This window comes from Streptomyces formicae (assembly GCF_002556545.1).
In the GTDB taxonomy this organism is placed as follows: domain Bacteria; phylum Actinomycetota; class Actinomycetes; order Streptomycetales; family Streptomycetaceae; genus Streptomyces; species Streptomyces formicae_A.
In genome coordinates this window covers 8497367-8511619 of sequence record NZ_CP022685.1, presented here as the reverse complement: position 1 = coordinate 8511619, position 14253 = coordinate 8497367, and the positions used below count along the sequence as shown (strand labels likewise).

14 protein-coding genes and 1 tRNA gene are annotated in these 14253 nt (G+C 71.5%); 9 read left to right on the top strand and 6 right to left on the bottom strand.

The annotated features are described in order from the left end of the window. The first annotated feature begins 27 nt into the window (after positions 1–27). Together KY5_RS37075 and KY5_RS37070 are read left to right on the top strand one after the other, a co-directional pair. Complete coding sequence (locus tag KY5_RS37075) at positions 28–1434, top strand: NADP-dependent succinic semialdehyde dehydrogenase (protein ID WP_098246302.1); 1407 nt, start codon at positions 28–30, stop codon at positions 1432–1434. Further along, on the top strand, positions 1427–1921 hold the full coding sequence (locus KY5_RS37070) for a DUF6328 family protein (RefSeq protein ID WP_098246301.1): 495 nt from the start codon (positions 1427–1429) through the stop codon (positions 1919–1921). Before KY5_RS37075 ends, KY5_RS37070 begins: the two co-directional genes overlap by 8 nt. Before the next feature lie 227 nt (positions 1922–2148). Here KY5_RS37070 and KY5_RS37060 read toward each other — a convergent pair whose 3' ends face one another. Then, on the bottom strand, positions 2149–3162 hold the full coding sequence (locus tag KY5_RS37060; RefSeq protein ID WP_098246300.1) for an NADPH:quinone reductase: 1014 nt from the start codon (positions 3160–3162) through the stop codon (positions 2149–2151). Positions 3163–3419: 257 nt separating this feature from the next. Here KY5_RS37060 and KY5_RS37055 point away from each other — a divergent pair, with 257 nt between their 5' ends. Next, complete coding sequence (locus tag KY5_RS37055; protein ID WP_098246299.1) at positions 3420–4259, top strand: alpha/beta fold hydrolase; 840 nt, start codon at positions 3420–3422, stop codon at positions 4257–4259. Positions 4260–4283: 24 nt separating this feature from the next. On the opposite strand, the gene KY5_RS37050 is transcribed toward KY5_RS37055, so the two are convergent. Continuing rightward, the gene (locus KY5_RS37050) at positions 4284–4886 is read right to left on the bottom strand and encodes a hypothetical protein (RefSeq protein ID WP_098246298.1); all 603 of its coding nucleotides are present in this window, start codon (positions 4884–4886) and stop codon (positions 4284–4286) included. Positions 4887–5144: 258 nt separating this feature from the next. Here KY5_RS37050 and KY5_RS37045 point away from each other — a divergent pair, with 258 nt between their 5' ends. From KY5_RS37045 to KY5_RS37035, 3 genes are read left to right on the top strand one after another with little or no spacing between them, the layout of a single operon-like run. Continuing rightward, entirely contained in the window at positions 5145–5873 is a 729-nt protein-coding gene (locus KY5_RS37045) for a cytidylate kinase family protein (RefSeq protein WP_098246297.1), read from the top strand. A 42-nt stretch (positions 5874–5915) separates the two neighbouring features. After that, positions 5916–6767 carry an alpha/beta fold hydrolase gene (locus tag KY5_RS37040; protein WP_098246296.1) on the top strand — a complete coding sequence of 284 codons (852 nt, stop codon included), beginning with the start codon at positions 5916–5918 and terminating at the stop codon, positions 6765–6767. A 57-nt stretch (positions 6768–6824) separates the two neighbouring features. Beyond that, positions 6825–7457: a DUF2461 family protein gene (locus tag KY5_RS37035; RefSeq protein ID WP_234363045.1), complete on the top strand. Its 633-nt coding sequence runs from the start codon at positions 6825–6827 to the stop codon at positions 7455–7457. A 131-nt stretch (positions 7458–7588) separates the two neighbouring features. Here KY5_RS37035 and KY5_RS37030 read toward each other — a convergent pair. Continuing rightward, positions 7589–7665 (bottom strand) — tRNA-Pro (locus KY5_RS37030). Positions 7666–7772: 107 nt separating this feature from the next. On the opposite strand from KY5_RS37030, the gene KY5_RS37025 reads away from it, so the two are divergent. Continuing rightward, on the top strand, positions 7773–8312 hold the full coding sequence (locus KY5_RS37025) for a DUF309 domain-containing protein (protein WP_098246295.1): 540 nt from the start codon (positions 7773–7775) through the stop codon (positions 8310–8312). A 266-nt stretch (positions 8313–8578) separates the two neighbouring features. After that, positions 8579–10564: an MDR family MFS transporter gene (locus KY5_RS37020; RefSeq protein ID WP_098247729.1), complete on the top strand. Its 1986-nt coding sequence runs from the start codon at positions 8579–8581 to the stop codon at positions 10562–10564. A 15-nt stretch (positions 10565–10579) separates the two neighbouring features. Here the strand turns inward: KY5_RS37020 and KY5_RS37015 are convergent, their stop codons facing one another. Next, positions 10580–11350 (bottom strand): sulfite exporter TauE/SafE family protein, encoded by a 771-nt coding sequence (locus KY5_RS37015; RefSeq protein WP_098246294.1) that lies wholly within the window; start codon positions 11348–11350, stop codon positions 10580–10582. Positions 11351–11414: 64 nt separating this feature from the next. Next, positions 11415–11729: a hypothetical protein gene (locus KY5_RS37010; protein WP_098246293.1), complete on the bottom strand. Its 315-nt coding sequence runs from the start codon at positions 11727–11729 to the stop codon at positions 11415–11417. Positions 11730–11823: 94 nt separating this feature from the next. Here KY5_RS37010 and KY5_RS37005 point away from each other — a divergent pair, with 94 nt between their 5' ends. After that, positions 11824–12699, top strand: a complete 876-nt coding sequence (locus tag KY5_RS37005) for a LysR family transcriptional regulator (protein WP_098246292.1) — start codon at positions 11824–11826, stop codon at positions 12697–12699. On the opposite strand, the gene KY5_RS37000 is transcribed toward KY5_RS37005, so the two are convergent. Then, complete coding sequence (locus tag KY5_RS37000) at positions 12684–14201, bottom strand: long-chain-fatty-acid--CoA ligase (protein ID WP_098246291.1); 1518 nt, start codon at positions 14199–14201, stop codon at positions 12684–12686. The genes KY5_RS37005 and KY5_RS37000 overlap by 16 nt on opposite strands. Between the last annotated feature and the right edge of the window lie 52 nt (positions 14202–14253).

The following is a 14253-nucleotide window of genomic DNA, read 5'->3' as shown; positions in this document are numbered from 1 at the left end:
GCACCACGCACCCCGAGGAGGAACGGCATGCCCATCGCCACGGTCAACCCCGCCACCGGTGAGACGCTCAGGACGTTCGAGCCGCTGACGGCCACCGCGATCGAGCGGTGCGTCGCGGCCGCCGACGCCGCGTTCGCCGTCCACCGCGCCACGTCCTTCGCCGAGCGCGCCGGACTGCTCCACCGGGCCGCCGACCTGCTCGAAGAGGACACCGCCGACATCGCCCGCACGATGACGACGGAGATGGGCAAGCCCGTCAAGGCGGCAAGGGCGGAGGCGGCCAAGTGCGTCAAGGCCATGCGCTGGTACGCCGAGCACGCCGAGTCGCTCCTGGCGGACGAGCACCCGGCACAGGACGACGTCACCGACTCCGGCGCGGCGCGGGCCGTCGTCCGCTACCGCCCGCTCGGCCCCGTCCTCGCCGTGATGCCGTGGAACTTCCCGCTCTGGCAGGTCGTGCGCTTCGCCGCGCCCGCGCTCATGGCAGGCAACGTCGCCCTGCTCAAGCACGCCTCCAACGTGCCCCAGACCGCCCTCTATCTGGAGGACCTGTTCCGCCGCGCCGGATTCGCCGAGGGCTGCTTCCAGACGCTGCTCGTCGGCTCCGACGCCGTCGAGTCCGTCCTGCGGGACGGGCGGGTGGCGGCCGCGACCCTCACCGGCAGCGAGCCCGCGGGCCGCGCCGTGGCCTCGACCGCGGGTGACGAGATCAAGAAGACCGTCCTCGAACTGGGCGGCAGCGACCCCTACGTCGTCCTGCCGAGCGCCGACGTCGCGCGCGCCGCCGAGACCGCGGTGACCGCTCGCGTGCAGAACAACGGACAGTCCTGCATCGCCGCCAAGCGCTTCATCGTGCACGCCGATGTCTACGACGCCTTCCGTGACCGGTTCGTCGCCGGGATGCGGGAGTTGACGGTCGGCGACCCGATGGACGAGGCCACCGACGTCGGCCCGCTGTCCAGCCGGGCGGGCCGCGACGACCTGGAGGAGCTCGTCGAGGACGCGCTGGCCAAGGGCGCCACGGCGCTGTGCGGCGGGCAGCGCCCCAAGGAGCAGGAGCGGGGCTGGTTCTACTCCCCCACGGTCCTCGCCGACATCACCCCGGGGATGCGGATCCACCGGGAGGAGACGTTCGGTCCGGTGGCCACGCTCTACCGCGTCGCCGACCTGGACGAGGCGCTCGCCCTCGCCAACGACACGCCGTTCGGGCTGAGTTCCAACGTGTGGACACGTGACGACGCGGAGGCCGAACGCTGCGTACGGGACCTCCAGGCGGGCGGGATCTTCTTCAACGGCATGACCGCTTCCCACCCCGGCCTGCCCTTCGGCGGCGTCAAACGCTCCGGCTACGGGCGGGAGCTCGCGGGTCACGGCATCCGCGAGTTCTGCAACGCCACGACGGTCTGGTACGGCCCCGAGGACGTCCGTGACTGACTCGGGCGACGTGCGGCCCTGGGGGCGCGACGAGACACCGGAGGAGCGCGCCGACCGGCGCTGGGGCGATGTCATCCAGGAGGTGCGGGTGGCGCAGACCGGGGTGCAGATCCTGTTCGGCTTCCTGCTCACCGTCGTCTTCACCCCGCGCTTCGTGGAGCTCGGGGACACGGACCGGACGATCTACGTCGTGACGGTGCTCCTAGGCTCGGCCGCGACCGGCGCCCTGATCGGCCCCGTCTCCTTCCACCGCATCGTCTCGGGCCGCCGGATCAAGCCCCAGGCCGTGGTCTGGGCGTCACGGCTGACCCTGGCCGGTCTCGTCCTCCTCCTGGGCACGCTGACCTCGGCGCTGCTGCTCATCCTGCGGGTCGCCACCGACAACACCCTCGTGCCCTGGCTGGTGGCGGGCGTGGTCGCCTGGTACCTGCTGTGCTGGTTCGTCCTGCCGGCCTGGGCACGACACCGGCACACGACGCCCGACTGACCGCCGAACTCCGCGCCCCCGCCGCGTCGAGCCAGGTGCGCAGCTCGGACCAGATCCGGTCGTACGACCAGTTGTCCGGGTCGTCGCCCGGCGGGCACTCCAGGTGGTAGCGGGTCATCCGCGGGCTGCGTGCCATGTGGGCGGCGAAGCCGCGCGGATGGAGGCCGAAGACGACGCCGTGCAGCGCCACGTCGCGTACGCCGAACCGGATGTCACCGCCCGACCGGTCACGGGACGTCGAGCAGGACCTTCCCGACGAGGCCCTGTTCGAGGGCGGTGTGGGCGTCGGCGGTGCGCGCGAGTGTGAAGCGGTGCAACGGCAGTCCGGCCTCCTCGCCCACCCGCAGCGCGCCCGCCTCCACGGCCGCCGCGACGTCGGCGACGGCGTGCTGTTTCGCCACGGGCGGCACGGTGTAGACGAAGACGCTCTGCCAGCGCAGGTTCGCCGACAGCGAGGAGAGCACCGGGACGCTCAGCTGCTCGCCCTCGCCACCCGAGTAGTAGGCCACCACGGCTCCCGGCGCGGCCACCGCGATGTCGAGGGCGGCGTTGGCGCCCGGTGCGACCTCCACCACGATGTCGACGCCTTCGGGTGCGCACGCCAGGATCTCCGCCGCCGCGTCCCGCGTGCGGTAGTCGACCGCCTCGTGGGCACCGGCCGCACGCGCGAGCGCGGCCTTGGCGGGGCCGCTGACGGTGGTGACCACCCGTGCCCCGGCCCATCGGGCGAGCTGGATCGCCGCGTTGCCGACCGCACCGGCACCACCCGCCACCAGGACGGTCACCCCCCGCAGGCTGTCGGGCGCGATGCGCCCGGGTCCGCCGTCGTGAACGGTCAGCGCGCGGTGCGCGGTCAGGGCCGGGATGCCCAAGGACGCGCCGAGTTCGAACGGAGCGTGGTCGGGCAGCGCGACGGCCTGCCGGTCGGGGACCAGCGTGTACTGCTGGGCCGTTCCCCAGGGCCGCTCCCACGCGGCCTCCCAGAGCCACACCCGCTGCCCGACCCGCGCCGGGTCGACCTGCGGGCCGACCGCGTCGATCACCCCGGCACCGTCCTGGTGGGGCACCTGCTCGTCCATGCCCTGCGGAAGGGCGCGCCTGCGGCTGCGCCAGTCGGTCGGGTTGACGCCCGACACGTGCACCCGGACACGTACCTCGCCGGGCCCTGGTTCGGGGACCGGACGCTCGACGAGTCGGAGAACCTCCGGGCCACCTGCCGTCGTCCGGATGACGGACTTCATCGCTTCACCTGTCTCTCACTCGCCCCGCGGACCGCACCTCCTGTGAACTCCCGCCTCGGGCCGGGTATTCCAAGATCGAAGGGTCCCGGGGCCGAGGTCATGGCGCCGGGCGGCCCGCGGCGGTGCAGGCGAGTTCGAAGGGCGACCGAGGCGGGTTGAGCAGCGCCACCACTCGAAGGAGACCCATGGCAGGAATGTACCCATGGGTGTCTTTCTGGACTCTCGGCCCGGAGCCGCACTCCGGTCACCGTGGTCCCATGAGGGAAACCGACGAGCCGAAAGTGCTGAGGAACGCGGTCCAGGTGGACGGCGCATCGGCCAGCTATCTGACCGTGGAGCGGGACGGCCCGGCCGTGTTGCTGCTGCACGGCACGTACTGGAGCCGGGTCTGGCTCCCGGTCGTCGGCCCCTTGGCCGAGGCGGGGCTGCGGCCCGTCGCCGTCGATCTCCCCGGCCTCGGCCGCTCGGGAGGCGAGCTCACCCCGGAGACGGCCACGGTCCTCGCCCTCGCGGACTGGGTGACGCGGTTCGCGTCCGCGCTGGAACTCCCCGGGCCGATCGCCCTGGCGGGGCACGACATCGGCGGCGCCATCGCCCAGCACCTCCTCGTCCACGGCCGCCTGGACGTGTCCCGTCTCGCCTTGGTGAACTCGGTCCTCTACGACTCCTGGCCCGCTCCCCACGTGGCCCGGTTCCGGGACTCGGGAGCTGCTGCCGGGAGCACCCTCGACGACGTTCTCGCCGCCCGCCGAGAGGCGGTGACGTCGGCGCTGGCCGGTGCCGCCACCGAGGAGCGCGTCGCGGACTACCTGGACCCGTGGACCGACGCGCGGGTGCGCCGCTCCTGGACGGCCATGGCGTGCGCGGCCGACAGCCGCTACACCCTGGAACTGGTGCCCGCGCTACGACGCTCCACCACACCCAAGTTGCTGGTCTGGGGCGAGGACGACAGGCACGAGAAGGTGGCGTACGCCGAGCGGTTCACCGCGGAGATCCCCCACACCTCACTCATACGTGTCCCGGGCGCGGATCACATCCCCACGGAGAACGCGCCGGCCGAGATCGCCCGCGCGCTCATCGACTTCTTCACCGCGTAGCCGCGTTCCTCAGGTGCACACGTATCAGGCCCCGACCCACGCGACCGCGGTCAGCGCGCCCAGGGTCGCGCCCGCCACCGTCTGCCACACGGTGTGATACCGCAGGGCCACGCGTGACCAGCACACCACCACGGTCGCGGCGTACCCCACCAGCCACCACGGACTGTGCACGACCGCGAGCAGCGCGACCACGGCCGACGCGACCGCGGAGTCGACGGATATCTTCCAGACCGTGTTGACGCTCAGCAGCACGACGGTCATCGCCCAGAGCGCGACCATCGCCCTGATGACGTCCGACGGGGCGTTGCCCAGGGTCATCAGGAGTGCGCCGGTCCCGACGGACGCCAGAATGACGAGGAAGATGGGGGCACGCTTCGTGCGGTCCACCACGTGGCGGTCGCCCCAGGTCCCGCGCTTCCGCTCGAACTCGATGTAGGCGGCGGGCACAAGGCCCGCGCAGAGCGCGCCGAGAAGCCCCCACGCCAGCCCGGCGAGGCCCCCCGCGACGCCTCCGATCCCGAGCATGCCGACCACGAGCACGTTGCGGGGCTGGAGGGCATTGGTGACGAGGCGGGCGACACCGCTCTCGGAGTCCCTCGTGCCGAGTCGGGCTAGGGGCGAATGCATTCTCGTCCTTCAATGGGTCCCAGAAACAGCGAAATGGCCGTACCGGATTGCTCCAATACGGCCTCCGACCTGCTGAAAAGGCTGGTCGGCGCACGGCCAGTAATCAGGACGCGCAGCGTGCGGTCCCGCGCTTACCGTACAGGTGCGCGAACACCGTCTGATCGAAGCGGAGACATGCCAGCCGCGCGACCGTCACAGGAGGCGCCGACGCGCTCTTCGTGGCTGACGCCGAACAGAGACACCGTGAAAGAGGGAACGATGGAGCGAGGCACCCGCGGCGAGCTCATCAGTCGGCTGGCCGAGGCGATCGGGACCGTCAGGGCCGCCCACCCGCTGCGGGTCGCCATCGACGGACCGCCCGCTTGCGGCAAGACCACGCTGGCCGACGAACTCGGGGACTTCCTGCGCGCGCGGGACAGCCGCGTCATCCGCGCGGGCATCGACGACTTCCTCTTCCCCCGCGCACAGCGCTACCGACGCGGCCAGTACTCGGCCGAGGGCTGCTACTTCGACGCCCACGACCGTGCCGCGCTGTGCCGGGTCCTGCTCGATCCGCTGGGCCCGGGCGGCGACCGAAGGTTCCAACACGCGGTCTACGACAGAGACACCGACACCCCGTCGTCCCCGCCCACCGCGACCGCCCCCGCAGACGCCGTACTGCTCTTCGACGGCGTCTTCCTCCTGCGCCCAGAACTCATCGACCGGTGGGACCTGCGCATCTTCGTGTCCGTCCCCTTCGAGCAGACAGTGGATCGCGCGCGGGCCCGAGACGCAGCACTGACCGGATCCGCCACCGACACCACCGCCATCGAACGGTCCTGGCGCAACCGCTACATCCCCTCGCAACAGCTCTACTTCGCCACGGCCCGCCCAACCGACCACGCCGACATCATCGTGTACAACGATCAGCTCCAACGACCGGCCTGGGACATCCGACCGCACGGCGACGGCTGTCAGGGCGAGGAGGCTCGGGCGAACAGGCCCTAGGCTGACGGGAGTCGACGTTCCTCAGCTTCGGGAGGGTGACCCATGGCCGTGCACGTGACCGTGTGGGACGACCGCGAGCGGGTGGCGGGCGGGCGGGCCCAGGCGGCTTCGACGGGCCCGGTGACCACGGCGGCCGCGGCCCCGGCCCTGTTCGTCCACAACATCTTCACCTGGGGCAGCGACTCCACGTACGGGTTCGCCGGGCAGCGCCCCCTCGCCGACGGTCGGCGACTTCTCCTCATGGACCGCCGGGGTTACGGCGACAGTGCCGACACCGCGCGCAGCGACTTCGACATCGACGCCGAGGACGTCGTGGAGGTGCTCAGCGACGAGGCGTTCGCCGCGGGGCCGGGCGGCGCTCATCTCGTGGGGCACGGGAACGGCGCCGTCGCCGCGCTCATCGCAGCGGCGCGCCGACCCGACCTCGTCCGCTCCCTCGCCCTCATCCAGCCCTCCGCCTTCACCGCCGCAGCGCACCATCCCGTAGTCGCCGGTCTCCTGGACCGGGTGCGCGACGGCGCCCCTGGCATCCCGGACGGCGTCACGCCGGAGCAGTATCTGCGGGCGTCCACCGAGGGGTTGGGGATGGACATGCCCGAGCCCACGCCCCGCCGACTCCGCGCCGTCGCCACTTCCATGAGGGAGCGTCCCATCTGGGAGGCGGACATCCCGCTGACGGCGATCCGGGACGCCGCCCCGCCGGTCCTGGTGATCTGCGGAACCTGGGAGCACGCCCCGGCCGCGTACCGCGAGCACGTGGGGCTGCCCCTCACGACCGTGGCCGAGTCCCTCGCCGACTCCCTCGACGGTCGGCTCCTGCGGGTCCCCGGGTACTACCCGCACACCCAGGAGCCCGTTCTCGTCAACGCCGCCCTGCGGGAGTTCTGGGACTGAGCCGAGCAGCGTCCTCGCCCTCCGCCCGCGGGCCATGCCGTGAGCTAACCTGCCCGCATGCGCGGACAGTTCACCGGCTGGCCGGAACAGGCCATGGACGTGTTGTGGCAGCTCCAGGGCGAGCCGAGCCACGCGGTCCGCGAGCGTTGCCGCGCGGACCGCGAACGCCTGGTCCGGCAGCCGATGATCGCCCTGCTCAACGAGGTCGCGGACGCCGACCCCCGTTACGAGGACTTCTCCGTCTGGCACTACCGCACCGACTCCTGGTGGTGGCAGCACCAGAGCGCGGTGATCCGGCTCGGCCGCAAGATCGAGATCGGTCTCCGGTTCTCCCTGGACGGCCTGCGGATCCAGGGCGCCTGGTGGTACCCCGATCCCGGCCAAGTGGACATGTTCCGTAAAGCCGTCGCTTCCGAGGGGAGCGGCCGCGAGCTGTCCGCCATCGTCGAGGACGTACGGAAGAAGGGCTACGACATCTCCGGGGACGTGATGAAACGCCCCCCACGCGGCTATCCGGCGAACCATCCCCGTGCGGACCTGCTGCGCCACCGTTCGCTGATCGCCGCCCGTCCCCTCGGCTGCGAGGAGTGGCTGCACACCCCCGAGGCGGTGAACCGGACCCTCTCGGCCGCCGCCGACCTGGACGCGCTGCTGATGTGGCTGGTCCGCCACGTCAAGCGCGCCGCCTGACGGTGGCACGGTGGCACCGGCCGAGGACATCGGCCCCCACCCGATGCCCACCCGATCCCCAACTGGTCCCCAGAAACAGCGAAAAGGCCGTACCGGATTACTCCGATACGGCCTCCGACCTGCTGAAAAGCTGGTCGGGACGACAGGATTTGAACCTGCGACCCCTTGACCCCCAGTCAAGTGCGCTACCAAGCTGCGCCACGTCCCGATGTGTTCTTCGCGGTGCCCCGCGTGATCACAAGAAGAACTCTACCCCACCTCGGAGGGTGCTCCGTTCCCCGGTGACCGCCGTCAGGTACGCGCGACAATCGCCGTATGAGCACCGCACCTGGACCCCGTGACCGTGGCCGCGAGCGAGACCGTGACGAGGAGGGCAGGGCCCGCAACCAGCGGCCTCGCGACGGGCTCGGGCGCCCGTTGCCGTACGGCGCGGAGGGCGTCGACCGGCAGCCGGAGGGTGTCGTGCGCACGCCCGAGGAGTCCGTCGCTCAGGCGCAGGCCCTGTTGGACGCGGGACGGCCCTTCCACGCCCACGAGGTCTTCGAGGACGCGTGGAAGACGGGCCCCGAGGCGGAGCGCGGCCTGTGGAAGGGCCTGGCCCAGGTCGCCGTGGGGCTCACGCACTCGGCGCGCGGCAACACGAAGGGCGGTGCCAGGCTGCTCCTTCGGGGGGCGGAGGCCGTCGCCGAGTGGAGCGCGACGAGTGGCCTGCCTCGGCCGTACGGCATCGATGTCGCCGAACTCGCCGACTGGGCACGGGAGTTGTCCGCCCGTGTCGCCGAGAACAGCGATGATGCCGTTCCGATCGACGCGGCGGCCCACGCGCCGCGGCTGCGAGGGGGCACCCCGGAGTAGCGTCACCCGGCGCTCGCGGAGAGCCCCGACGGCGACCGGGCGCGCCCTGCGGCGCGACGCCCCGCGCCGACCTCCCGCTCAAGGCCCCCGGCCCGCCCCGTCACCGAACCGGCCTCACCCCGCATGCACGGGCCAGGCCCCGGTGTGAGGGTGGCCGTGTGACCACCACCGATCAGTCGGCCGCCGGTTCCGCCCCCGCCGCCGCGCAGCCGCAGGCGCCGCCCGTCCTCGACCGGCGCCGCCGCAACGTCGTCTTCGTGACGATCATGCTGGGCATGCTGCTCGCCGCCCTCGACCAGACCATCGTCGGCACCGCGCTGCCCACGATCGTGTCGGACCTGGGCGGGGCCGAGCACATGTCGTGGGTCGTCACCTCGTATCTGCTCGCGGAGACCGTCGCGACGGTCCTGGTCGGCAAGTTCGGTGACCTGTTCGGGCGAAAGGTCGTCTTCCAGCTCTCGGCGATCATCTTCATCACCGGGTCCTTCCTGTGCGGCCTCTCGACCAACATGACGCTGCTCATCGCCTGGCGGGCGATGCAGGGCATCGGCGCGGGCGGCCTGATGGTCACGTCCATGGCGCTGATCGCGGACGTCATCCCGCTGCGCGAGCGCGGCAAGTACCAGGGTGCGATCGGTGCCGTGTTCGGAGTGTCCACGGTGATCGGGCCGCTGCTCGGCGGGCTCTTCACGGACCATCTGAGCTGGCGCTGGGCGTTCTACGTCAATGTGCCCATCGCGATCGTCGTGGTCATCGCGGCCGCCAGGACCATCCCCGTGGTGAAGTCGGCGGTGCGGCCCGTCATCGACTACCTGGGCATCGCGCTCGTCGCGGTGGGGGCGAGCGCGCTGATCCTGGCCACGAGCTGGGGCGGCAACCAGTACGCGTGGGGGTCACCGACCATCATCGGTCTCTTCGTCGGCGGCGTGCTCGCGCTCGCGCTGTTCTGCGCCGTCGAGACACGGGCGGCCGAACCCATGCTGCCGATGCGTCTCTTCGGCAATCCCGTCTTCACGGTCTGCTCGATCCTCAGCTTCATCGTGGGCTTCGCCATGCTCGGTGCGATGACGTTCCTGCCGACCTATCTCCAGTACGTCGACGGGGACTCGGCCACCATCTCGGGCGTGCGCACGCTGCCCATGGTGATCGGTCTGCTCATCGCGTCCATCTTCAGCGGCAACGTGGTCAGCAAGACCGGCACGTACCGGATCTTCCCGATCGTCGGCGCCCTGGTGATGGCGCTGGGGCTCTATCTGCTCTCCCTCATGGGCAGCGCCACCAGCACCTGGCTGGAGTCCCTGTACATGTTCGTGCTCGGCACCGGCATCGGCCTGTGCATGCAGGTCCTGACGATCGCCGTGCAGAACACCGTCCCGTACACCGATCTGGGCACCGCCACGTCCGGCGTCACCTTCTTCCGTACGCTCGGCAGCTCCTTCGGCACGGCCGTGTTCGGCACCATCTACGCCAATACGCTCGCGCCGAACCTCAAGGACGGGGTCGCCGCCGCCGTACGGGCCGGGGGCGGGGATCCGGCCGCCGTCGGCAAGGCGGCGCAGAGTCCGGAGGGGCTGCACGAGCTGCCGGCATCGGCGGCCGCGCCGATCGTCGAGGCGTACGCGGACACCCTGCACACGGTCTTCCTGTGGACCGTTCCCGTCGCGCTGATCGGGTTCGTCGTGGCCCTCTTCCTCAAGCAGGTCGAGCTGCGCGACAGCGCGCGCATGGGCGCCCCCGACATGGGCGAGGGCTTCGCGCAGCCGACGAGCGGCGACTCGGGGCACCTCCTGGAGCGGGGCGTCGCCAACATCATCCGCAACGTCGGCATGGACACCGCGCGCGGCATCATCAGGGACTCCGACACCCGCCTGGACATCGCGGGCGCCTGGGCGGTCATGCAGGTGTCGCTCTTCACCCGGATGGTCGGGCACGCCAACCTCAGCCTCATCGGCGCCCGGCGCAGGATTCCGCCCGAGGTCCTCGTGCCCGTCTTCGACCGCATGGTCGAGGAGGGCTATCTGACCCGCACCGGCACGTACTTCTCGCTCACCCCGGCCGGTGAGCGCGAGGCGGAGGTCATCTCGGGGGCCTGGTCGGGGTGGCTCGGCCAGGAGATCGAGAAGGACCTCGGCAGGCCGCCGGACAAGGAGCTCACGGTGGCACTGGACTCGATCGCCAAGCGGCTGCTCGCCGAGGACCTGGAGCACGGGCTCTCCCCGGAGACGGCCGGGGCCTCGGTCGGCTCGCGCTGAACAGGCGATCGCGCCTCAGCGCAGCAGGAGCTGCAGCCCGCCGAGGACGGTCGCGCCGATCACCAGCTGTTCGAAGAGGCGCTGGTTGATGCGGCCCACGGCGTACCTCCCGAGGACGGCGCCCGGCACCACGAAGAGCACCAGGGCCGCGTCCAGGAGAAGGGACTGGGCGTCGATCAGGCCGAGGCCCACGCTGAACGGCACCTTGGTCGTGTTGACGATCAGGAAGAACCACGCGGACGTGCCGAGGAATCCCAGCTTCCGGAAGCCCGCCGAGAGGAGATACATCGACATCACGGGCCCGCCCGCGTTGGCGACCATGGTGGTGAAGCCGCCGAGTACGCCGTAGGAGGGGGCCTTGAGGCGGCCTCCCCGCACGTCGGCGTCCTCCGCCGGTTCGGCGCGGGCCGCCGCTCTGCGCCGGGCGATCGTGACGCCCGCCATGAGCAGCAGGATCGCCCCGATCGACGTACGCATCACGGAGTCGTCGGCCCACACGAGGAAGACGGTGCCGACGACCACCCCCGCGGCGACCGCGGGGAACAGCCGCCACAGGGTGGGCCAGTGGGCGTGTCTGCGGTAGGTGAGCACGGCGAGGACGTCGCCCGCGATCAGGATGGGGAGCAGGACTCCGGTCGACGCGCGGGCGGGCAGGACCGCGGCGAAGACCGCGAGGCTGATGGTGTTGGCCCCGCTGACGGCCGTCTTCGAGAAGCCGACGAGCATCGCCGCCGCGGCGAGCGCGGCGAACTGTCCCGGCGTGATGTCCCACAGTGATATGTCCATGCCGGAAACACATGCTAGGCCCAACTATCCCCGTGGTGCCGCCCGTCGGTGTGACGCCGGGCGATCAGAGTGCTTCGTGGTTCGCCCAGACGACCTTGTAGGGGTAGCGGGGCTGCCAGCGCTTGTTGATCTCCATGATCCCGGGCAGGGCGAAGACGGCGTTCAGCGCGTCGAGGTCGGCGAGGTCGAGCTGGGCGATCACGGTGGCGACGCAGAGCGGGCTGTGGTCGTCACCGGGCACGCGGATGTGCTGCCGGGCCGAGAACCTCTCGACGCGACCGGAACCCATCATCAGGTTTTCGATGTCCTTGAGGTATTGATGCAGCTCCGTTTCCGGGATGTCGGAGTCGAACGAGACGATCATCGTGTGCTGGATCATGCGTCCATTGAAGGCCCGGAAGGGCTCCGGCGTCCAAGACCCGTTGGTTCATCGGCGATGAACCTCGGGCATCGATCGCCGCTACCCTTGCGCCATGGCTGATCTGGAGACACGGGAGCTCGAGTACGTCGTCGCGGTCGCCGAGGAGCTGCACTTCGGGCGGGCCGCCGAGCGGCTGTCCATCGCGCAGCCCGCGCTGTCCAAGGCGATCCGGCGCGTCGAATCCCGCCTCGGCGTTCCGCTGTTCGTCCGTACGAGCCGTCATGTCTCGCTCACCCCGGCGGGCGAGGCGCTCCTTCGGCACGGGCGGCACGCGCTCGACGCGGTCAGTGCCGCGGCCCGCAGCGCGCGCCGGGCCGGGGACGCGCAGGCGCGGCTGCGCCTGGTGATCAAGCCGGGCGGCGACGGCAACCTGCTGTCAGGGATCCTCGCCGAGTACGCCCGCACGCCCGACGCGCGCCGGGTCGACATCCTCTTCGGCGGGGCCACCGACCGGGCCGACCACGTGCGCGACGGCCGGGCCGATGTCGCGCTCCTGTACGCGCCGTTCGACGATCTCACCGACCTCCACCACCGGACGCTCGCGGTGGAGGGACGGGTCGCGGTCCTGCCGCGCGGGCACCGCCTCGCCACCCGCGACGAGCTGCGCCTCGCCGATCTCGACGGCGAGCCGCTGCCGCGCTGGAAGGGCGTGCACCGCGCGGGGGTGGTCGACGAGGGAAGCGGGCCCGAGATCACGGACGTGCCGCAGCTGATTCAGCTGATCATGGTGGGGCGCACGGTCGCGGTGCTGCCCCGTTCGCTCACCGAGCCCGCACACCCCGACCTGGTGTACCGGCCGGTGGTCGACGCGCCGCCCAACCACATGGTCGTCGCGTGGTCACGGCTCGACCAGCGCCCGCTCGTCGCCTCATTCGTCGAGGCCGCGGTCGCCGCAGGGCGCTTCCGGGACGCTCAGGAAACGGCGTAGGCGGCGCGCAGCTCCCTCTTGAGGACCTTCATGCTGGGGCCGAGCGGCAGCGCGTCGGTGAGCTCCACGCGGCGCGGGTACTTGTGCTTGCCCAGGTGCTCCTTCGACCAGGCGACGATGTCCGCCGGGTCCGGGGACGCGCCGGGCGCCGCGACGACGACCGCGCAGACCTCCTCGCCGTGCACCGGGTCGGGCAGGCCGATCACGGCGACCTGGGCGACGTCCGGGTGGCGGACGAGGACCTCCTCGACCTCGCGCGGGTAGACGTTGAAGCCGCCTCGGATGATGACGTCCTTCTTGCGGTCGACGATGGTCAGGAACCCCTCGTCGTCCTTGGTGCCGAGGTCGCCGGTGCGGAACCAGCCGTCGACCAGGGCCTGCGCGCTCGCCTCCGGCCTGCCCAGATAGCCGGAGAAGACGTTGTGGCCGCGGACGACGACCTCGCCGAGCTCGCCGGTGGGCAGGAGTTCGACCCGGTCGTCGACGTCGGCGCGGGCGATCTCCACGTCGACGCCCCAGAGCGGGTGGCCGATGCTGCCCGCCTTGGTGCCGAAGTCGGGCTGGTTGACGGAGGCCGTCGGGGAGGTCTCGGAGAGCCCGTACCCCTCGTACACGGGCGTGCCGAAGGCCTTCTCGAACTGTTCGAGCACGGCGACGGGCAGCGAGGCGCCGCCCGAGATGCAGATCCGCAGCCGCGGCAGATCGGTGGCGGCCGCGGCGGCGGCCACCAGGCCGACGAACATGGTGGGCACGCCGTGGAAGGTGTTGACGCCCTCCGCCACCATCAGCTCGATGGCGCGCGCCGCGTCGAAGCGCGGCAGCAGGACGAGGGTGGCGCCCGCCCGCCAGGTGGAGTTCATGGAGACGGTCTGGCCGAAGGCGTGGAAGAGCGGCAGCGCGCCGAGCGCGATGTCGTCGGGGCGGATGTCGTTGGCGTCGAAGGCGTTGACCGTCGCGTTCATCACCAGGTTGAAGTGGCTGAGCACGGCGCCCTTGGGGACGCCTGTGGTGCCGCTGGTGTAGAAGACGACAGCCGGGTCGTCCGCCTCCCTGGTGACGTACGACGCGAGCGGCTCGCTCTCGCGCGCGAGGGCCGCCAACTCGCCCCGCTCGCCCAGGTCCAGCATGCGCACCCCTGTGGCCTCTGCGGCCGCGCCGCCCGTCGCCGTCTGCGCGGGATGGCACAGGAGGAGCGTGGCGCCGCTGTCCCGCAGCACGTGCTCGACCTCCTCCGCGGAGAGCAACAGGTGTACGGGGACGACGACTCCGCCCGCGGCGAGGATCGCGTAATAGGCCATCGGGAACTCGGTGGTGTTGGGCGCCATCAGGGCCACGCGGTCCCCCGGCCGCACCCCGAGCCCCACGAGGGCGGCGGCCTGGGCGCGGGCCGCGTGCCACGTCTCCTTGAAGGAGAGCCGGAGTTCGCCCTCCACGAGGGCGGTGCGGTCCGGGTGGCGGCGTGCGGGCTCGGCGAGGATCGCGGCGAGGGACAGCGTTGCCATGGGGGTGGTGCTCCGTTTCCGTGCGGCCTGTGGCGGATCGTTCTGCGGCTCG

Bases quoted from the DNA above. Each gene is read 5' to 3' on its own strand.
- KY5_RS37040 (WP_098246296.1), top strand. From the start codon at position 5,916: ATGGCCGTGCACGTGACCGTGTGGGACGACCGCGAGCGGGTGGCGGGC.
- KY5_RS37000 (WP_098246291.1), bottom strand. From the start codon at position 14,201: ATGGCAACGCTGTCCCTCGCCGCGATCCTCGCCGAGCCCGCACGCCGC.
- KY5_RS37055 (WP_098246299.1), top strand. From the start codon at position 3,420: ATGAGGGAAACCGACGAGCCGAAAGTGCTGAGGAACGCGGTCCAGGTG.
- KY5_RS37050 (WP_098246298.1), bottom strand. From the start codon at position 4,886: ATGCATTCGCCCCTAGCCCGACTCGGCACGAGGGACTCCGAGAGCGGT.
- KY5_RS37010 (WP_098246293.1), bottom strand. From the start codon at position 11,729: ATGATCCAGCACACGATGATCGTCTCGTTCGACTCCGACATCCCGGAA.
- KY5_RS37020 (WP_098247729.1), top strand. From the start codon at position 8,579: ATGCTGGGCATGCTGCTCGCCGCCCTCGACCAGACCATCGTCGGCACC.
- KY5_RS37005 (WP_098246292.1), top strand. From the start codon at position 11,824: ATGGCTGATCTGGAGACACGGGAGCTCGAGTACGTCGTCGCGGTCGCC.
- KY5_RS37045 (WP_098246297.1), top strand. From the start codon at position 5,145: ATGGAGCGAGGCACCCGCGGCGAGCTCATCAGTCGGCTGGCCGAGGCG.
- KY5_RS37025 (WP_098246295.1), top strand. From the start codon at position 7,773: ATGAGCACCGCACCTGGACCCCGTGACCGTGGCCGCGAGCGAGACCGT.
- KY5_RS37015 (WP_098246294.1), bottom strand. From the start codon at position 11,350: ATGGACATATCACTGTGGGACATCACGCCGGGACAGTTCGCCGCGCTC.
- KY5_RS37075 (WP_098246302.1), top strand. From the start codon at position 28: ATGCCCATCGCCACGGTCAACCCCGCCACCGGTGAGACGCTCAGGACG.
- KY5_RS37035 (WP_234363045.1), top strand. From the start codon at position 6,825: ATGCGCGGACAGTTCACCGGCTGGCCGGAACAGGCCATGGACGTGTTG.
- KY5_RS37060 (WP_098246300.1), bottom strand. From the start codon at position 3,162: ATGAAGTCCGTCATCCGGACGACGGCAGGTGGCCCGGAGGTTCTCCGA.